This window comes from Rhizobium sp. NXC14 (assembly GCF_002117485.1).
Taxonomy (GTDB): Bacteria; Pseudomonadota; Alphaproteobacteria; order Rhizobiales; family Rhizobiaceae; genus Rhizobium.
The window spans coordinates 4,192,023-4,210,940 of record NZ_CP021030.1 but is presented as its reverse complement, the minus strand read 5'-3'; the positions used below and the strand labels follow the sequence as shown (position 1 = coordinate 4,210,940).

Sequence of the window (18,918 nt, the reverse complement as noted above, 5' to 3'; positions counted from 1 at the left end):
GGGGCGCAATGGCTTACTTCTTTCTGAGACTGCTGCCGCCTCGCCCCACTTTTCCGCACGACGGGACGGGGGAGGAAATGGCGGCGATGAAACGCCACGTCGAATATTGGCATCGGCAGGCCCTTGCGGGATCGGCAATTGTCGTCGGTCCCGTGTTCGAGGGTCAAGGCGCCTTCGGCATGGCAGTCGTCGAAGTCGAGGATCAGGCGGCGGCACAAGCGCTTGCCGACGGCGATCCCATCATCGCTTCCGGTCTCGGTTTCCGTTTCGATATCCTGCCGATGCCCTCGATCATTTTGCGGCCGCCCGCCGTCTGAAACGCATAAACGAAAACACACGAAATCAGGATTTGAACAATGGCCACAGAAATCCGCGTTCCAACTCTCGGTGAATCCGTCAGCGAGGCAACCGTCGGCACCTGGTTCAAGAAGGTCGGCGACGCCATCAAGGCCGACGAGCCGATTCTGGAGCTTGAAACCGACAAGGTGACCATCGAAGTTCCCGCGCCCGTCTCCGGCACGCTTTCGGAAATCGTCGCTGCCGCCGGCGAGACCGTCGGCCTCGGTGCGTTGCTCGGCCAGATCTCCGCAGGTGCCGGCGCCGCCGCCGCGCCGACTGCTGCCGCACCGGCCGCCGCTCCCGCCCAGCCAGCCCCGGCTGCCGCGGCCCAGCCAGCTGCTGCTGCCGCTGCATCGTCGTCGAGTGCTTCCGTCTCCACCATGCCGCCGGCACCGGCGGCTGCGAAGATGCTGGCCGAAAGCAATCTTTCCGCCGATCAGGTCGACGGCAGCGGCAAACGCGGCCAGGTGCTGAAGGGCGATGTCATCGCCGCCGTCGCCAAGGGCATTTCCGCTCCGGCGGCCGTACCGGCAGCGGCGCCGGTTGCAGCGCGTGGCCCGTCGACGGTCGAGGATGCCTCACGCGAAGAGCGCGTGAAGATGACGCGCCTGCGCCAGACGATCGCCAAGCGCCTCAAGGACGCGCAGAACACCGCCGCCATGCTGACCACCTATAACGAGGTGGACATGAAGGCAGTCATGGACCTGCGCAACAAGTACAAGGACATTTTCGAGAAGAAGCACGGCGTCAAGCTCGGCTTCATGGGCTTCTTCACCAAGGCGGTGACGCATGCCCTGAAGGAACTGCCGGCAGTCAATGCCGAGATCGACGGCACCGACATCATCTACAAGAACTACTGCCATGTCGGCATGGCCGTCGGCACCGACAAGGGCCTCGTCGTTCCTGTTATCCGCGACGCCGACCAGATGTCGATCGCCGAAATCGAGAAGGAACTCGGCCGCCTTGCCAAGGCGGCCCGTGATGGCTCGCTTGCTATGGCCGACATGCAGGGCGGCACCTTCACCATCACCAATGGCGGCGTCTACGGTTCTCTGATGTCTTCGCCGATCCTCAACGCGCCGCAGTCCGGCATTCTCGGCATGCACAAGATCCAGGAGCGGCCGGTTGCAATCGGCGGCCAGGTGGTCATCCGTCCGATGATGTATCTGGCGCTGTCCTACGATCACCGTATCGTCGACGGCAAGGAAGCGGTCACCTTCCTCGTGCGTGTCAAGGAGAGCCTCGAAGATCCGGAACGTCTGGTTCTCGATCTCTAAGGAGCATTTCGATGCGGAACCGGGTCATGCGAGCGGCGCGCCTTCTTCTTTGCGCTGCCGTCGCGCATGCGCCGGTCTCCGCGTCGGCTGCCGGCTGGGATGTCGGCAAGGCCAGCAGCAATTTCGAGTTGGTGGCGCTTGATGATGCCGAACTCTCCAGCCGGTCGATCGACGTGGTCCATATGGGCGATGTCGAGCTGACGTCGGGGCGCATTGTCGCTGCCGATCCGCTTGCTCAGCCGGATCGTCCGGCGCTGGCAAGAACGGTTGCGCCGGGCGACTATCCGGTGACGCTCTACCGGGCCTTCGGGCGCGTCGCGGCGGCCAGCATGCGGTTTGCCGAGGGCAAGCCCGATCATTGGGAGCTAGCTGTCCTTCCCGGGCAGGACCCGGCGATGCTGAAGGATGACGAGATCTTCGGCTATCCCGTCGATGCTAGCATCGGCTGCTACATGGATGCCGATACGCTGGCGCTGATCGATGAGCGTGAAGCGCAGGTCCAGGCGCAGAAGCCGGGCGTCGACATCAACTATTATGATGACGTGCTGGCTTCGGACCTCGATGCCAACAAGAACCACTATGCGCTGCACCGGCCGATTGCCGGCAAAAAGGGCAACGTCGCTGTGTTCTGGAGCGGCTGGGGCGACGGTGTCTATCCTGTCCTCTGGGGCCTCGACAAGGACGGTCGTCCATTGGTGCTGTTGACGGATTTTGGTGTGATCGAGAATGCCGATGGACGGCGAGAGGCGATGGTGCAATGAGCGGGTCGATCGGGATCATGGCAGGGCGGAAAGGCGTGGCTGCAATTGCAGCCGCCGCGGTTTTCACCACTCCGGTTGCCGCGTTCGCCGCCGACTGCAAACAGGAGCACGCCGCTTACGTCGACCGTGACGGCGCCTATGAACTGCGTTTTATACCGCTGAATTCTCCCTCGGCTGCCGCCAGCAACCAGTTCAAGGTCAATGCGCTCGAGACATCCGTCGTCATGGAAGGCTACGTGATGCCATCGGAAGATCCGGTGCGGGCGATCGGCATCCTGATGTTCAACTGCCCGGAGGGAGACGCGACCGGCGCCGACCTCGATGCATGCACCGTCTGGCAGGGCGCCGTCTACGGTATGAATGCCCAGGGCGAGATGGACAATCTGCAGCCGGAGGGCGCGGCGGCGGCCGAAAAGCTCGTGCTTCCCGGCCTTGGTCCCGCCATTCGTGAATCGAGCGCCTGGGGCGAGGGCAAGGCTTCGGTGGCGCCGTGGGACGTGCTGACTTTCAAGGAGTGTGCGACATGAGTGATGCACCTGTTGTTCTCGTGACCGGCGGCAGCCGGGGTATTGGCGCCGCGGTCTGCCGGCTCGCCGCGCGCCAGGGCTGGCGCGTCGCCGTGAATTACGCCTCCAGCCGACAGGCGGCGGAGGCTGTCGTTGCGGCGATCACCGAGGCCGGCGGCGAGGCCGTGGCGATCCAGGGCGACGTCGGCAAAGCTGCCGATATCGCCGCGATGTTTGCAGCGGTCGACCGTCATTTCGGCCGGTTCGACGGGCTGGTCAACAATGCCGGCATTGTCGATTATCCGCAGCGGGTCGATGAGATGTCGATGGAGCGGGTCGAAAGGATGCTGCGCGTCAATGTGACCGGCTCCATCCTGTGCGCGGGAGAGGCCGTTCGCCGCATGTCGAGCCGTCATAGTGGGCGGGGCGGCGCGATCGTCAATGTTTCGTCGATGGCGGCAATCCTCGGCTCGGCCACACAGTATGTCGATTATGCGGCTTCGAAGGCGGCGATCGATACCTTCACCATCGGGCTCGCGCGTGAGGTCGCAGCCGAGGGTATTCGTGTGAATGCCGTCAGACCCGGTATCATCGAAACCGATCTGCATGCTTCGGGCGGACTGCCGGACCGGGCCCGCGAAATGGCACCGTCGGTCCCGATGCAGCGTCCAGGCACAGCCGAGGAGGTGGCAGACGCTATCCTCTATCTTCTTTCTCCTTCCGCCTCCTATGTCACCGGCGCGATCCTCAACGTGAGCGGCGGCCGCTAGAAAGACGGGTAAAAACAGCATGCAGTATACGCTCGTGCATCACGATACGCCTGTCCTTATCCAGTTTTTCCTACGGCATCGGCATGGCGACGGCGCTGGTCGCCTTGTTTGCCGGCGTCTTCTATTTCTTCACGGTCAGGCGATCCGTGACCGCTTCATCGCCAGCGGCAAATGGTTCAACCGCATCACCGGAGCGGCACTCGTCGCCTTCGGCTTCCGCCTGGCGCTGTCGCGCGAGTCGACTAATCGATAAATTCAAAGGGAAAAGTAATGTCTTATGATGTGATCATTATCGGAACCGGCCCGGGCGGCTATGTCTGCGCCGTCAAGGCAGCCCAGCTCGGCCTCAAGGTCGCCGTCGTCGAAAAGCGCGCGACTTATGGCGGCACCTGCCTGAACGTCGGCTGCATTCCGTCGAAGGCGCTGCTACATGCTTCCGAAATGTTCCATCAGGCCGGCCACGGATTAAGCGCGCTTGGCATCGACGTGCCGGCGCCGACGCTCAACCTCGGCAACATGATGGCGCACAAGGATGCGACGGTGAAGTCGAATGTCGACGGCGTCGCCTTCCTCTTCAAAAAGAACAAGATCGACGCTTTCCAGGGTACCGGCAAGATCGTTTCGGCCGGCAAGGTTTCCGTCACCGCCGAGGATGGAACGGCGCAGGAGATCGAGGGCAAGAACATCGTCATCGCCACCGGCTCCGACGTCGCCGGAATTCCCGGCGTGCAGGTCGAGATCGATGAAAAGACCATCATTTCCTCCACCGGCGGCATCGCACTGGAAAAGGTGCCGGAAACGTTGATCGTCGTCGGCGGCGGCGTCATCGGCCTCGAACTCGGCTCGGTCTGGTCGCGTCTCGGCGCGAAGGTCACGGTCGTCGAATATCTCGACACCATCCTCGGCGGCATGGACGGCGAGGTCTCCAAGCAGTTCCAGCGCATGCTTGCCAAGCAGGGCATCGATTTCAACCTCAGTGCCAAGGTCACCGGCGTCGAGAAGGGCGGCAAGGGCGCCAAGGTCACATTCGAGCCGGTCAAGGGCGGTGACGCGGTGACGCTCGACGCCGAAGTCGTGCTGATCGCCACCGGCCGTAAGCCCTATACCGCAGGCCTCGGCCTGGAAGAGGCAGGAGTCGTGCTCGACAATCGCGGCCGCGTCGAGATCGACGGCAACTTCAGGACCAATGTCGCCGGCATCTATGCGATCGGCGACGTGGTGAAGGGTCCGATGCTGGCGCACAAGGCGGAAGACGAGGGTGTGGCGCTCGCCGAAATTCTCGCCGGTCAGCATGGCCACGTCAATTATGAGGTCATTCCGAGCGTCGTCTATACCCAGCCGGAGGTCGCCTCGGTCGGTAAGACCGAGGAGGAACTGAAGGCGGCGGGCATCGCTTACAAGGTCGGCAAATTTCCGTTCACCGCAAACGGCCGCGCCCGCGCAATGCTGGCGACCGACGGCTTCGTCAAGATCCTCGCGGACAAGGAGACCGATCGCGTGCTCGGCGGCCATATCGTCGGCTTCGGTGCCGGCGAGATGATCCACGAGATCACCGTGCTGATGGAATTCGGCGGCTCATCGGAAGATCTCGGTCGGACCTGCCATGCACATCCGACGATGTCCGAAGCGGTCAAGGAGGCTGCACTCGCGACCTTCTTCAAGCCGATCCATATGTAATCTTACATCTTCGTAATGAAGCGCGCAGCCGCTTGCCGAGAGGCAAGCGGCTGTTTTAGTTGTCTCATATCGCAAAGTTCGAGCATCGGGGGAGATCAGGAATGCAGCAGCCGTCCATCCTGAGTTACAGTCTCAGCCAACGTTTCCTCCACTGGGCCGTGGCGCTGCTGATCTTCTTCAATCTGCTGTTTCCCGACGGGATGAATATTTGGCACCGCCTCGTTCGCAGGGGCGAGGTTCCGACGCCCGAGCAGATTGCCTCGGCGAATATTCACGCCTACGTCGGCATCGCCATTCTGCTGCTTGCCGTCCTCAGGCTCTGTCTGCGTTTTATGCAGGGTGTGCCGCCTGAGGTTTCGCAGGAGCCGGCGATCTTTCGTCTAGGGGCAAAGCTCGCCCATGCGGCGCTTTATATCCTGCTCTTCGCGCTGCCGCTTTCCGGCATCGCCGCTTACTATTTCGGCATCAATCCCGCCGGCTTCGTGCACGCGGATGTCTTGAAGATCGTTCTTTGGGGGCTGATCGCCGCCCACGTCGCCGGCGCGCTCGTCCATCAGTTCTATTGGAAGAGCAATGTGCTGCGCCGCATGACGCTCGGCTGACCGAAAATGAGTTCAGTTCACGGCGGTAACGGTGAAGCCCTGCTTGCGCAGCAACTCGATGACGCCGCCCTCGCCGGGCAGATGCAGGGCGCCGACGGCCATGAAGACGTTGCCACCGTCGAGAATGGGTGCGGCGCGCTCTGCCATGACCTTGTTTCGATCGAGGATGACCCGCTGTTCGAAGGCAGCATAGTCGCTGCTTTCTCCTTCGTTCTCCGGCGTCACTGTCTTCAGGATCGGCATGGTCATGCCGATATCGCCGGAGAGGTAGAGATCGGTCATCGTTTCGACGACATCATTCATTTTGGCTCCGAGTTCCAGCGTCTCGATCAGCGACTTCATATGGAATTCGACCGGCAGATCGGCCATGGCCTGGATCTGCTCGGCAAGGGTTTCCAGCCCCTTGACCTGCTTGCCTTCAGCAACGGCGTCGCTGGCAATTTTCTGGTCGAGAAACTGCACGCCTCTGGCCTTGCGTGCGAGTTCGCAGGCCGGAAGGGCGACGGCGCTGGCGATCATCCATGGCCGCATGCGGGAGACGGCGGTGAGGGGGATGCCGCGCTGCTTGAGGCCGGCTTCCAGGCGCTTGTAATCCTCGGCAGAGAGCAGCTTGTCGATCGTCGTGCCGTCGGTGAACATCGTCAGTTCCGGCCGCGCGAGCAGGGCGGCGGTTGCCTTGCGTTCATCGAGGATCTCGTCGGATTCGATGATGATCGTATTGGCTGCGTCGTGGGCGGCCTGGGCGCGCGGTGGCAGGGCAAGCACACGGGGATCGGTCACATGCATGCTGCCGAGCAGCCATGAGGGGGCAAGTCCAGGCTTTTCGATCTTCCAGAAGATGCCCTTGCCGTTCGGCGTTGCCTCGGCTTCCTTGACCGCCTCGGCATATCGGGCGGGGTCGCTCTGCTGCAAGTCGACCATCAGATTGCGGCCGGTGCACGCAGCGTCTTCGGCCGCCGCCGGCCTTGCGGCCAGGAGGGCGACAAACAGGGCTGCTACAAGCAGCATGTGGAAGGCCGCAATCAGCCAGAGCAGCAGATTGCCGGGTGCTGCGAGGAAAAAAGCCCGGCGGCTGATCGAAGTCGTCATCATGGTATTCCCCACATGCCCAATCGCTTCTGCTCTACGCTCGGCTTACGCATAATCCTTTAAGAGAATGCGTTAACGAAAACTTAGCGCATCGCATCCAGCCGAATTCATGGGCGCTGAGCGTGTCGAATGTGGGGTGCCGTCGTCACAAGCGCTGCAGAAATGCATCAAGCGCGCGGATGCGCTCGATCATACACCTGAAGCAGCCGCGACGCATCGACGCCGGTATAGACCTGTGTTGTCGAAAGGCTGGCGTGGCCGAGCAGTTCCTGGATGGTGCGCAGATCGCCTCCGCCGGCAAGCAGATGGGTGGCGAAGGAGTGGCGGAGCGCATGCGGCGTCGCCGTCTCCGGCAGGCCGAAGGCGCCCCGCAGCTTCTGCATGGTCCGCTGGATGATCGCCGCCTGCAGCTTGCCGCCGCGGGCGCCGCGAAACAGCGGCCCACCGCTGTCGAGATCATACGGGCAGAGTGCGCGATATTTTTCGACCGCGTCAAAAACCACGGCCAGAAGCGGCACCAGCCGTGTCTTGTTGCCTTTGCCGGTGATGCGCAGCGTCGTCGCGCCCTTTTGCAGGTCGGCGGGAACGAGATTCAGTGCCTCGGAGATGCGTAGGCCGCAGCCGTAGAGCAGCGTCATGACAGCCGCATCGCGCGCGGCAATCCAGGGTTCGTCATGCAATTGGGCTTCATCGCTGACGATGGTGATCGCCTGCGTGTCCGACAGCGGTTTGGGCAGCGACTTCGGCTGCTTCGGCGAACGGATCGCGCCGGCGCCGGCGGCATTGACCAGGCCCTTCTTTTCCAGGTGACGCAACAGCGAGCGAAGGCCGGCAAGATTGCGGCCGAGCGAACGGGCGCCGGAGCCTTGTCTGCGCCGAGCGGCAAGGAAGGCGCGGAAATCGGCGGGGCGCAATTCCCTGATATCCGCGAGGGTCGCCGGGCCGGCGAGATGGCCGGTCAGGAAGGTCAGAAACTGGCGGGTGTCGCGCTCATAGGCATCGAGCGTATGCTCGGAAAGACGGCGTTCACGAGCGAGGTTTTCGAGCCACGCAGCGCGTTCCGCCATCAGGCGCGGGTCGGCGATTACAAGCAGTTCATTCACGTTGCTGGCCTTGAATTTGCCTTCAAGTCCGCCAATTTGAAGCAGGAACGGTTATCGAATTGCTAATGCCGGCCAAGCCATTGTCATCCTTCGATCATATTGTACTGCGATAGCTTACAGCCCATAGACAGGATCTTTCATGGCACGGCGCGACTCCATGACGGCTTTCGGACAACTCGCGGAAGCGATCGCTCTCGTTTCACAGGGAAAGCCCGGTCACATCGTCGATACGCTGATTGCCGAACGCGGCCAGAGGATCGTGAAACATCCGCTCTGGCCGGTCATGCGACCATTCCTCTACACGCTTCTGCGCTATAACAAGGCGATCGAATTCGCCAATGCGGTTGCCAAGATGCCGGGGTTCCAGTCGTTCGAATATTTGAGCGACGTGCTGAAGCTCGACATCGGCGTCGCCAACGGCGAACGCATTCCCAACAGCGGCGGCTTCATCCTCGTAAGCAATCACCCCACTGGCATTGCCGACGGGGTCGCCGTATTCGATCTGCTGAAAACGCGCCGGCCCGATATGATGTTCTTTGCCAATCGCGACGCCATCCGCGTCAACCCGCGTTTTGCCGAGATGGTCATCCCCGTCGAATGGCGGGAGGAGCACAAGAGCAAGCTTAAGGCGCGCGAGACGCTACAATTGACGAACCACGCTGTGCGGGAAGGCAAGGCCACCGTGCTCTTTCCGTCCGGCCGCATTGCCTATTGGGCGAACGGCCAGCTCAACGAGCGCCCATGGAAAACGTCGGCCGTCGGGCTGGCGCGCAAATACAATCTGCCGATCCTCCCCGTCCACATGACGGCGCGCAATTCCGGCCTGTTCTACTGGCTGGCGAAGTGGTCGACGGAGCTTCGCGACATGACGGTTTTCCACGAACTCTTGAACAAGCGCGGCGACCGTTTCGATTTCGTCATCGGCAATCTCATTCCCGCCGAACATCTCGATGGCGATGTCAACGAGGTGACGAAGGCGCTGGAGAAACATACGGTCCACGACATGGCCCGCGATGGGGACGCGACCTTCGTGCCGGTCGCCGGGCCGGCTGCGGCGATGCCGCGCGAGATGTCGGTTCTGGCCGTCTAGAACCGTGACGATCGATATTCGCATCTTCCGTGATCGTTTGCCGGAGGCGATGGCGGGGCTTGCGCACGACGCCCGGCAGGAAGGCCATCTCCATATCGGCCGGCTTATCGATGAGTGGGCAGCTGGCGACATCCGCTTCGTGGGTGACGGCGAAAGGCTGCTCGGCGCCTTTGCCGGCGAAACACTCGTTGGCGTTGGTGGTATGACCATCGAACCCACCCTGCCGGAAGCGCTGCGGATGCGGCGCTTCTACGTCCGCCCTGGGATGCGCAGTCGCGGCGTCGGGCGGATGCTTGCGCTCGTCCCTCTGGATCACGCGCGGCGCTTCTGCCGTTGTGTCACCGTGCATGCGGGAAACGACGGTGCGGCGAAATTTTGGGAGTCGCTTGAGTTTCGTCCCAGCGAGCAGGATGGCTACACCCATGTTCTCGACCTGCGCGGTTGAGGCGAAACCGCACACCATTATGCGCCGATCTCCTTGAGGCGGACGTCCTGGCGGGCCAAAAGCCGCTCGACATCGGCAATGTCGAGCGCTGAAAGTCTAGGCCCCGGCTCGCGCACAGTGGCGGACTTGATGACGCCGCGCTTGGCAAGCACGTATTTGCGGCAGGCAAGACCGATGCCCTGCTGCTGTTCATAGCGGGCGAGCGGCAGGTAGGCATTGAAGATTTCGTAGGCGCGATCGGCATTGCCGGCGCTATAGGCATCGACGACGCCGACCATCATTTCGGGATAGCAGAAGCCGGTCATGGCGCCGTCGGCGCCCCGGCCCATTTCTTCGGGCAGGAAAAGCCCTCCATTGCCGCAGAGAATGGAGATGCGCCGCATGCCGCGCGTGTCGCTGGCTGCGCGGAGTGCGGTGATTTTCGACAGGCCAGGCCAATCCTCGTGTTTGAGCATGACGCAATTCGGCACCTCCCTGACGATGCGCTCGATGACCGCGGATGCGATCGTCACATTGGTCGTGAGCGGATAGTCCTGCAGCACGAAAGGCGTATCACCCAGGGTTTCACCAACCGACTGGTAGAAGGCGAAGGCCTGATCGTCGGTCCTGATGGTCCACGGCGGCGCAACCATGACGCCGGCGGCACCTTCGCCCATGACGGCCTTGGCGAGTTCCCTCATGGGGGCAAGTCCGGGCGCCGACACGCCGACGACCACCGGCAGGCGCCCGTCGAGGCGCTTCAGTACACGCTCGACCACGATCCGCGATTCGTCCGCAGTCAGCTTCGGGGCCTCGCCGAGCTGGCCGAGCACTGTCAGGCCGGTGACGCCGGCGCCTTCGTAGAAATCGACCATGCAGTCGACGCTTTCGAGATCGAGCGCGCCGTCGTCGGCAAAGGGAGTTACGGCGATAACGTAGACGCCTTTGGCGTTCTCGGTCAGTCTGGCCATTCATGCTCTCCGATTCAGCTGTCGAACAAATCTACCGAAATCTAGGCGGCCGATTGCTTGCCCCGCAACCTTTTCGTCAAGACGCGGTCCGTCTTGGCGCGTCTTCGTTATCCACATTCTCCACCGACGAGCCATCGCGTCTTTGCGGTTCCAATTCCAGCGATTTGCGGGCATGGTCTCGCGCGATGAGCATAGATTCGTCCGATCTCTTTGGCGCGCTTTTCGAAGCACCGCCCGTGAACCGAACGGTTCCGGTGCTGGTGCCGATGCCGGCGCCGAAACCCTATTCCTACTCGGTGCCTGAGGGCATGGCGGTCGAGCCCGGCTCGGTCGTGCAGGTGCCGCTCGGGCCGCGTCAGGTGATCGGTGTCGTCTGGGACGGCGGCGAAGATGGCGTCGATCCGAAGAAGCTTCGGCCGATCAGCCATGTCTTCGATTGCCCGCCGCTTTCCAAGGAAATGCGGGATTTCATCGATTGGGTGGCGAGCTATACGCTCTCCCCGCCCGGTCTCGTCGCGCGCATGGCGCTCAGGGCGCCGAACGCCTTCGAGCCGGAGCCTATGGTGGAGGGGCTGAAATTCGTCGGCGGCGAACCTGAGCGGATGACACCGGCGCGTGCGCGCGTGCTCGCGGCCGCCTCCGACGGTCTGTCCTGGACGCGCAGCGGTCTGGCGCATGCGGCAGGTGTTTCGACGAGCGTGGTCGATGGACTGGTCACGCTCGGCATTTTCGAAACGGTGTTCCTGCCGCCGCCGCCAGTCGTGGCGATGCCGGATCCCGACTTTGCCGCCGCGCGCCTCGAAGGGCCGCAGAAAGAGGCGGCGGCGGAAATCGTCTCCGACGTCCGCAGGGGCGAATTTTCGGTGTCGCTGATCGATGGCGTCACGGGTTCCGGCAAGACGGAAGTCTATTTCGAGGCGATCGCCAAGACCCTGAAACGTGGCAAGCAGGTGCTGATCCTGCTGCCGGAGATCGCGCTGACGGCCAGTTTCCTCGAGCGTTTTCAGGATCGCTTCGGAGCAAAGCCGGCCGAATGGCATTCCGATCTCGCCCCGCGCATGCGCGAAAAAGTCTGGCGCCAGGCGGTGACCGGCGAAGTGCGCGTCGTGGCCGGCGCCCGCTCGGCGCTCTTCCTGCCTTTCGAGAATCTCGGCCTCATCATCGTCGACGAGGAGCATGATCCCGCTTACAAGCAGGAAGATCGGGTCTTCTACAATGCCCGTGACATGGCCGTCGTGCGCGGCCGCATCGGCGATTTTCCCGTCATCCTGGTCTCTGCGACACCATCGGTCGAAAGCCAGGTCAATGGGCAGAACGGCCGCTACAGCACTGTCCACGTGCCCACGCGTTTCGGCGACGCGGCGCTGCCGGACCTGCATCTCATCGATATGCGCAGACACGCGCCGGAGCGGGGTGGCTTCCTCTCGCCGGTGCTGATCCGGGCGATCGGCAAGACGGTGGAGAGGCGGGAGCAGGCGCTGCTTTTTCTCAATCGGCGCGGCTATGCGCCGCTGACGCTCTGCCGGGTCTGCGGTCACCGCTTCCAATGCCCGCAATGTTCGAGCTGGCTAGTCGAGCATCGCTTCCGCAAGCAGCTGCAGTGCCATCAATGTGGTCATGCCGAGCGCACGCCCGAGGCATGCCCGGAATGCGGGACGCTCGACCATCTGGTCGCCTGCGGGCCAGGCGTCGAGCGCATCGCCGAAGAGGTGGAACGACATTTCCCCGAGGCGCGGACGATCGTCCTCTCCTCGGACATGATGGGCGGCGTGAAGCGGCTGCGGCTGGAGCTTGATGCGATCGCGAAGGGTGAGGCCGATATCGTCATCGGCACCCAGCTCGTTGCCAAGGGGCATAATTTTCCGCTGATGACGCTGGTCGGCATCGTCGATGCCGATCTCGGCCTTGCCAATGGCGATCCGCGCGCGGCCGAGCGCACTTTTCAGCTTCTGTCGCAGGTGACGGGCCGCGCCGGCCGCACCGGTCTCAAAAGCCACGGGCTGCTGCAGACCTACCAGCCGCAGCATCCGGTCATGCAGGCCATTGTTTCCGGCGATTCCGATGCCTTTTACGAGCGCGAAATCACCGAGCGCGAACGTGCGGCATTGCCACCCTTCGGCCGGCTCGCCTCAATCATCGTTTCGGCCGAAACGCGCCATGACGCGGAGAACCATGCGCGTGGCATGCGCAACGCTGCACCCCAGGTCTCCGGCATCTCGGTGCTCGGCCCGGCCGAAGCGCCGCTTGCCCTGGTGCGCGGCCGCCACCGCTTCCGCCTTTTGGTCCACGGACGGCGCAACTCCGACATGCAGGGATTTCTGCGGGCGATGCTGTCGCAATCTCCGAAGGAGCGCGGGTCGGTGCAGGTGCAGCTCGACATCGATCCCCAGAGCTTTCTCTAAAATAGTACGCCGCCATTTCCTCCTTTTCCAGCGCATGCCATAAAACAGCGAATCATCTGGGCGATTCGGGGCTGATGCATGGAATTCTATTTTCCGACCGAACTCGGCGAGCAACTCGCCTTCTGCGCCGCCGCTTTTACGGCGCTGGCCGGCTTCATCATGATGTTTGCGCCGGGCCATGCTTTCCGTCTTCTCGGCTTGCAGGTGCAGGAGGGGCGGTCGGAAGGATATGGCGAGGGACGCTCGATGGGCGGCTTCTATCTCGGCTTCGGGCTTTCGGCGATCCTGCTTGCGCAGGACTGGATCTACATGGCGCTCGGCGCCTCCTTCAGCATGGCTGCCTTTGCGCGGATCATATCGATCCTGTCCGATAAGGGGAGCAATCTGGTCAACTATTTACTTCTGGTTGTGCAAGTCGTGCTTGCTGCGTTACCGCTGCTTTATGTTTTCGGCTTCATTCAAACGTGAATTTCACCGCTGGCGGGCCGCCTTCGCGGCCTGTCCGGAAGCCTTTGCGCAATTTTGCGAACAGAAATTCATGCGAAAGGCGTATTCGGACGTTACGCGTGTTGCGAGTCCGAACATCCTATGTTAGACGGACCCCGAATTTCGGAAGAAGCAAGAGGCTTCTCTTGTGATTTCTGGGGGAAATCAAAACGAATTCAAGATCATAGGTTCGGCGCCCGCCGAGAGCCGGATTTTGGATTGAAATCAGGGAAATTTGTGCCAGTGGCAGACACGTCCCAGCTTACTTCTGGTGTTGCAGAGCGCTATGCCTCGTCGCTTTTCGAGCTGGCGCTCGAAGAGGGTGCCGTCGCTACCGTAACTGCAGACCTTGACCGTTTCCAGGCGATGCTGGATGAGAGCGATGATTTGAAGCGCTTCATACTGAGCCCGGTTTTCTCTGCCGAGGACCAGCTGAAGGCCATCGTCGCCATCAGTGAAAAGGCCGGCATCTCGGGCTTCTTTGCCAACTTCCTGAAGGTCGTGGCGCGCAACCGCCGCCTCTTCGCTCTGCCCGGCATGATCAAGGCCTTCCGGCTGATCGCCGCCAATCATCGCGGCGAAATTTCTGCCGAGGTCACCTCGGCCCATGCTCTCTCAGCAGAGCAGGAAAATGAATTGAAGGCGGCGCTGAAGGGCGTCACCGGCAAAGACGTGGCAATTGCTGTCACGGTTGATCCGTCAATTCTTGGTGGTCTGATCGTCAAGGTCGGGTCCCGTCAGATTGATACGTCTCTTCGTACCAAACTCTCTACCCTTAAGCTTGCATTGAAAGAGGTCGGCTGATGGATATCCGCGCCGCGGAAATTTCCGCAATTCTCAAAGACCAGATCAAAAATTTCGGCAAAGAGGCAGAAGTCTCGGAAGTCGGCCAGGTTCTCTCCGTCGGTGACGGTATCGCTCGCGTTTACGGTCTGGACAATGTTCAGGCTGGTGAAATGGTCGAGTTTCCCGGCGGCATCCGCGGCATGGCCCTGAACCTTGAATCCGACAACGTTGGTGTCGTTATTTTCGGCTCCGACCGCGACATCAAGGAAGGCGACACCGTCAAGCGCACCGGCGCCATCGTCGACGTGCCGGTCGGTCCGGAGCTGCTCGGCCGCGTCGTCGACGCTCTCGGCAACCCGATCGACGGCAAGGGCCCGATCAACGCGACCCGCCGTGCGCGCGTTGACGTCAAGGCTCCAGGCATCATTCCGCGCAAGTCGGTTCACGAGCCAATGTCGACCGGCCTCAAGGCCATCGACGCTCTGATCCCCGTCGGCCGCGGCCAGCGCGAGCTCGTCATCGGCGACCGCCAGACCGGCAAGACTGCCATCCTGCTCGACACCTTCCTGAACCAGAAGCCAATCCACGACAACGGCCCCGACAACGACAAGCTCTACTGCGTCTACGTCGCCGTCGGCCAGAAGCGCTCCACGGTTGCCCAGTTCGTCAAGGTTCTCGAAGAGCGCGGCGCCCTGAAGTACTCGATCATCGTCGCTGCGACTGCTTCCGATCCGGCTCCGATGCAGTTCCTCGCTCCGTTCGCAGGTTGCGCAATGGGCGAATACTTCCGCGACAACGCTCAGCACGCCCTGATCGGCTATGACGACCTGTCCAAGCAGGCTGTCGCTTACCGTCAGATGTCGCTGCTGCTGCGCCGCCCGCCGGGCCGCGAAGCTTATCCGGGCGACGTTTTCTACCTGCACTCGCGCCTGCTCGAACGCGCCGCAAAGATGAACGACGACAAGGGCGCCGGTTCGCTGACCGCTCTGCCTGTCATCGAAACGCAGGGCAACGACGTTTCGGCCTTCATTCCGACCAACGTGATCTCGATCACCGACGGCCAGATCTTCCTTGAAACCGACCTATTCTATCAGGGTATCCGCCCGGCCGTTAACGTCGGCCTGTCGGTTTCGCGCGTCGGTTCCTCGGCCCAGATCAAGGCGATGAAGCAGGTTGCCGGTTCGATCAAGGGTGAACTCGCCCAGTATCGTGAAATGGCCGCCTTCGCCCAGTTCGGTTCGGACCTCGACGCTGCGACGCAGCGCCTCTTGAACCGCGGCGCACGCCTGACCGAACTCCTGAAGCAGCCGCAGTTCTCGCCGCTGAAGACGGAAGAGCAGGTCGCCGTGATCTTCGCTGGCGTCAATGGCTATCTCGACAAGCTGCCGGTCGCTCAGGTCGGCAAGTTCGAACAGGGCCTGTTGTCCTATCTGCGCTCGGAAGGCTCTGCCATCCTCGACGCGATCCGAACGGAAAAGGCTATCAGCGACGATACTCGGGGCAAGCTCACCGCTGCTCTCGATAGCTTCGCCAAGTCTTTCCAGTAATCGGGCCCAGTTAGGACGGATAACGGATGCCTTCACTTAAGGATCTGAAAAACCGGATCGCCTCCGTCAAGGCGACGCAGAAGATCACCAAGGCGATGAAAATGGTCGCCGCGGCGAAGCTTCGGCGTGCGCAGGAGGCGGCCGAGGCCGCCCGGCCCTATTCGCAGCGCATGGGTGCGGTTCTGGCGAACATTGCCAAGGCCGTCACCGAGGCGGATGGCGCGCCGGCGCTGATGACCGGCACCGGCAAGGACCAGGTCCATCTGCTGGTGGTCTGCACGGCCGAACGCGGTCTTTGCGGCGGTTTCAACTCGCAGATTGCCCGCTTTGCGCGCGACCATGTCCGCAGGCTGCTTGCCGAGGGCAAGACGGTGAAGATCTTCACCGTCGGCAAGAAGGGCTACGATATCCTGCGGCGTGAATATGCATCGCTGATCATCGAGCGCAAGGAACTGCGCGAAGTCAAGAAGATCGGTTTCGAGAATGCCGACCAGATCGGAAAGCGCGTCATCGAGATGTACGAGGCCGGCGAGTTCGACATCTGCACGCTGTTCTACTCCGAGTTCAAGTCGGTCATCTCACAGGTTCCGACCGCCCAGCAGCTCATCCCGGCCAAGGCTCCCGAAGCCGTCGCCCAGGATGCAGAACATGCAAGCGCCGTCTATGAATACGAGCCGGATCCGGCGTCGATCCTCGACGACCTGATCCCGCGCAATATCTCCGTCCAGATCTTCCGTGCTCTCCTTGAGAACGTCGCGGGCGAGATGGGCGCCAAGATGAGCGCGATGGACAACGCGACGCGCAATGCCGGTGAGATGATCAACAAGCTGACGCTGAGCTACAACCGTCAGCGTCAGGCTCAGATCACCAAGGAATTGATTGAAATCATTTCGGGCGCGGAAGCGCTCTGAGTTAGGGAAAGAGGGTAAGAATATGGCTGAGGCAGCTACCCGCTCTGTCGGCAAAGTCACCCAGGTTATCGGCGCCGTCGTCGACGTTGCTTTCGAAGGCGAACTGCCGGCGATTTTGAACGCGCTTGAAACCGACAACAACGGCGTCCGCCTGGTTCTCGAAGTCGCTCAGCATCTGGGCGAAAACGAAGTCCGCACCATCGCCATGGACTCGAGCGAAGGTCTCGTTCGCGGCCAGCAGGTCGTCGATACCGGCGCTCCGATCTCGGTTCCCGTCGGCGACGAAACGCTCGGCCGTATCATGAACGTCATCGGCGAGCCGGTCGATGAAGCAGGCCCGCTGACCACCGCTCACAGGCGCGCCATCCACCAGGACGCTCCGGCTTACGTCGAGCAGTCCACGGAAGCGCAGATCCTCGTCACCGGCATCAAGGTCGTCGACCTTCTCGCTCCTTACGCAAAGGGCGGCAAGATCGGCCTGTTCGGCGGCGCCGGCGTCGGCAAGACCGTTCTCATCATGGAGCTGATCAACAACGTCGCCAAGGCGCACGGTGGTTACTCGGTCTTCGCAGGCGTGGGTGAGCGTACCCGCGAAGGCAACGACCTCTACCATGAAATGATCGAATCGGGCGTCAACAAGCACGGCGGCGGCGAAGGCTCCAAGGCTGCGCTCGTTTACGGCCAGATGAACGAACCGCCGGGCGCCCGCGCTCGCGTCGCTCTGACCGGCCTGACCGTCGCAGAACATTTCCGCGACCAGGGCCAGGACGTTCTGTTCTTCGTCGACAACATCTTCCGCTTCACGCAGGCAGGTTCGGAAGTGTCGGCTCTGCTCGGCCGCATCCCGTCGGCCGTCGGCTACCAGCCGACGCTCGCAACCGACATGGGCCAGATGCAGGAACGCATCACCACGACGACGACCGGCTCGATCACCTCGGTTCAGGCCATTTACGTTCCGGCCGACGACTTGACCGACCCGGCACCGGCAACCTCGTTCGCCCACTTGGACGCAACGACCGTTCTGTCGCGCTCGATCGCTGAAAAGGGTATCTACCCGGCCGTCGACCCGCTCGACTCCACCTCGCGCATGCTCGACCCGATGGTCGTCGGCGAAGAGCACTACGAGGTCGCTCGTAAGGTTCAGTCGACGCTGCAGCGCTACAAGGCCCTGCAGGACATCATCGCCATCCTCGGCATGGACGAACTGTCTGAAGAAGACAAGCTGGCCGTCGCCCGCGCCCGCAAGATCGAACGCTTCCTGTCGCAGCCCTTCTTCGTCGCCGAAGTCTTCACCGGCTCGCCGGGCAAGCTGGTTGCTCTGGAAGACACGATCAAGGGCTTCAAGGGCCTCGTCAACGGTGAATATGACAACCTGCCGGAAGCTGCCTTCTACATGGTCGGTTCGATCGATGAAGCCATCGAAAAGGCCAAGAAGCTCGCTGCTGCTTGATGAGCGACGCTAAGGACGAGATATTCTGCTGCGACTCCCTGAAAGGGGTCGTGGCGGAACTCCCAGAGCCAGCCGCACCGATCATCTACCGTGCCGATAACGGCGTGATCATGATGGTCGTGGGACTGGTTCAGACCGAAGAAGGTCTCGGATATCTCGACCAGGCGATACTGCACTGCCCGTTCTGCGGGACCAAATTGCAAGATGCAAAAGCCATAGCCGAGAAGGTAAGTCACTGATGGCTGACAATTTCAACTTTGAGCTCGTTTCGCCGGAGCGTCTGCTGCTGTCGGAGATGGTGACCGAGGTCGTCATTCCCGCGACTGAGGGCGAGATGACCGTGATGGCGCACCATGCGCCGACGATGACGACGGTCAAGCCGGGTGTCGTGAGCGTGCGTTCAGCTTCTGGGAAGAAGCAGGACTATGTCGTGTTCGGCGGCTTTGCCGACATTCTGCCGACCGGCTGCACGTTGCTGGCAGAGTCCGCCGTTCCAGTCGAGGAACTCCATAAGGACGAACTGACCCGTCGCATCGAGGCAGCCCGCAAGGAACTCGAACATGCCGAGTTGCACGAGCACAAGTCGAAGCTCGAGCATTTCATCATGGAACTGACGCATCTTAGTGGCATCGTCCAGCAGGATTGACCAATCGACAGCTTCGATGAAAGGCGGCCCGCGAGGCCGCTTTTTCATTTCTGCGAGCGAGCTCGAAGCGCCTCATCAAAG

Annotated in this window: 20 protein-coding genes and 1 pseudogene; 18 read left to right on the top strand and 3 right to left on the bottom strand. The window is 61.9% G+C overall.

What is annotated here, in order from left to right; genetic code table 11:
- The first annotated feature begins 8 nt into the window (after positions 1-8).
- The 8 genes and pseudogenes from NXC14_RS20560 (at position 9) to NXC14_RS20525 (ending at position 5,932) form a co-directional block, all read left to right on the top strand.
- Positions 9-317, top strand: a complete 309-nt coding sequence (locus tag NXC14_RS20560; RefSeq protein ID WP_085779703.1) for a YciI family protein — start codon at positions 9-11, stop codon at positions 315-317.
- 39 nt (positions 318-356) lie between these two features.
- Positions 357-1,616 carry a 2-oxoglutarate dehydrogenase complex dihydrolipoyllysine-residue succinyltransferase gene (gene odhB / locus NXC14_RS20555; RefSeq protein ID WP_085779702.1) on the top strand — a complete coding sequence of 420 codons (1,260 nt, stop codon included), beginning with the start codon at positions 357-359 and terminating at the stop codon, positions 1,614-1,616.
- An 11-nt stretch (positions 1,617-1,627) separates the two neighbouring features.
- Entirely contained in the window at positions 1,628-2,377 is a 750-nt protein-coding gene (locus NXC14_RS20550) for a DUF4241 domain-containing protein (RefSeq protein ID WP_085779701.1), read from the top strand.
- Positions 2,374-2,904 carry a hypothetical protein gene (locus tag NXC14_RS20545; RefSeq protein WP_085779700.1) on the top strand — a complete coding sequence of 177 codons (531 nt, stop codon included), beginning with the start codon at positions 2,374-2,376 and terminating at the stop codon, positions 2,902-2,904. The genes NXC14_RS20550 and NXC14_RS20545 overlap by 4 nt, the downstream gene beginning before the upstream one ends.
- Positions 2,901-3,653 (top strand): SDR family oxidoreductase, encoded by a 753-nt coding sequence (locus NXC14_RS20540; RefSeq protein ID WP_085779699.1) that lies wholly within the window; start codon positions 2,901-2,903, stop codon positions 3,651-3,653. Before NXC14_RS20545 ends, NXC14_RS20540 begins: the two co-directional genes overlap by 4 nt.
- Positions 3,654-3,669: 16 nt before the next feature.
- A pseudogene (locus NXC14_RS20535) lies at positions 3,670-3,906 on the top strand (LysE family translocator); the annotation flags it as partial.
- A 17-nt stretch (positions 3,907-3,923) separates the two neighbouring features.
- Positions 3,924-5,330, top strand: coding sequence for a dihydrolipoyl dehydrogenase (gene lpdA / locus NXC14_RS20530; RefSeq protein ID WP_085779698.1), 1,407 nt, complete (start codon positions 3,924-3,926; stop codon positions 5,328-5,330).
- A 101-nt stretch (positions 5,331-5,431) separates the two neighbouring features.
- Positions 5,432-5,932, top strand: coding sequence for a cytochrome b/b6 domain-containing protein (locus NXC14_RS20525; RefSeq protein ID WP_085779697.1), 501 nt, complete (start codon positions 5,432-5,434; stop codon positions 5,930-5,932).
- A 12-nt stretch (positions 5,933-5,944) separates the two neighbouring features.
- Here the strand turns inward: NXC14_RS20525 and NXC14_RS20520 are convergent, their stop codons facing one another.
- Positions 5,945-7,021, bottom strand: coding sequence for a TraB/GumN family protein (locus tag NXC14_RS20520; protein WP_085780222.1), 1,077 nt, complete (start codon positions 7,019-7,021; stop codon positions 5,945-5,947).
- 167 nt (positions 7,022-7,188) lie between these two features.
- On the bottom strand, positions 7,189-8,124 hold the full coding sequence (locus NXC14_RS20515; protein ID WP_085779696.1) for a tyrosine recombinase XerC: 936 nt from the start codon (positions 8,122-8,124) through the stop codon (positions 7,189-7,191).
- Between the two features lie 139 nt (positions 8,125-8,263).
- Between NXC14_RS20515 and NXC14_RS20510 the strand changes: the two genes are divergently transcribed.
- Positions 8,264-9,214, top strand: a complete 951-nt coding sequence (locus NXC14_RS20510; protein WP_085779695.1) for a 1-acyl-sn-glycerol-3-phosphate acyltransferase — start codon at positions 8,264-8,266, stop codon at positions 9,212-9,214.
- Between the two features lie 4 nt (positions 9,215-9,218).
- On the top strand, positions 9,219-9,659 hold the full coding sequence (locus tag NXC14_RS20505) for a GNAT family N-acetyltransferase (protein ID WP_085779694.1): 441 nt from the start codon (positions 9,219-9,221) through the stop codon (positions 9,657-9,659).
- A gap of 17 nt (positions 9,660-9,676) precedes the next feature.
- Here NXC14_RS20505 and NXC14_RS20500 read toward each other — a convergent pair whose 3' ends face one another.
- The gene (locus NXC14_RS20500; RefSeq protein WP_085779693.1) at positions 9,677-10,609 is read right to left on the bottom strand and encodes a dihydrodipicolinate synthase family protein; all 933 of its coding nucleotides are present in this window, start codon (positions 10,607-10,609) and stop codon (positions 9,677-9,679) included.
- 185 nt (positions 10,610-10,794) lie between these two features.
- Between NXC14_RS20500 and NXC14_RS20495 the strand changes: the two genes are divergently transcribed.
- From NXC14_RS20495 to NXC14_RS20460, 8 genes are all read left to right on the top strand, one after another.
- On the top strand, positions 10,795-13,011 hold the full coding sequence (locus NXC14_RS20495; RefSeq protein WP_085779692.1) for a primosomal protein N': 2,217 nt from the start codon (positions 10,795-10,797) through the stop codon (positions 13,009-13,011).
- Between the two features lie 78 nt (positions 13,012-13,089).
- Entirely contained in the window at positions 13,090-13,479 is a 390-nt protein-coding gene (locus NXC14_RS20490; protein ID WP_085779691.1) for a DUF4345 domain-containing protein, read from the top strand.
- A gap of 255 nt (positions 13,480-13,734) precedes the next feature.
- Entirely contained in the window at positions 13,735-14,301 is a 567-nt protein-coding gene (locus NXC14_RS20485; protein ID WP_085779690.1) for a F0F1 ATP synthase subunit delta, read from the top strand.
- Complete coding sequence (gene atpA / locus NXC14_RS20480; protein ID WP_008527976.1) at positions 14,301-15,830, top strand: F0F1 ATP synthase subunit alpha; 1,530 nt, start codon at positions 14,301-14,303, stop codon at positions 15,828-15,830. Before NXC14_RS20485 ends, atpA begins: the two co-directional genes overlap by 1 nt.
- Before the next feature lie 26 nt (positions 15,831-15,856).
- Positions 15,857-16,741 carry a F0F1 ATP synthase subunit gamma gene (locus NXC14_RS20475; RefSeq protein WP_085779689.1) on the top strand — a complete coding sequence of 295 codons (885 nt, stop codon included), beginning with the start codon at positions 15,857-15,859 and terminating at the stop codon, positions 16,739-16,741.
- 22 nt (positions 16,742-16,763) lie between these two features.
- Positions 16,764-18,191: a F0F1 ATP synthase subunit beta gene (gene atpD, locus NXC14_RS20470; protein ID WP_085779688.1), complete on the top strand. Its 1,428-nt coding sequence runs from the start codon at positions 16,764-16,766 to the stop codon at positions 18,189-18,191.
- Complete coding sequence (locus NXC14_RS20465; RefSeq protein WP_085779687.1) at positions 18,191-18,430, top strand: hypothetical protein; 240 nt, start codon at positions 18,191-18,193, stop codon at positions 18,428-18,430. The genes atpD and NXC14_RS20465 overlap by 1 nt, the downstream gene beginning before the upstream one ends.
- Positions 18,430-18,837: a F0F1 ATP synthase subunit epsilon gene (locus NXC14_RS20460; RefSeq protein WP_085779686.1), complete on the top strand. Its 408-nt coding sequence runs from the start codon at positions 18,430-18,432 to the stop codon at positions 18,835-18,837. Before NXC14_RS20465 ends, NXC14_RS20460 begins: the two co-directional genes overlap by 1 nt.
- Positions 18,838-18,918 lie beyond the last annotated feature (81 nt).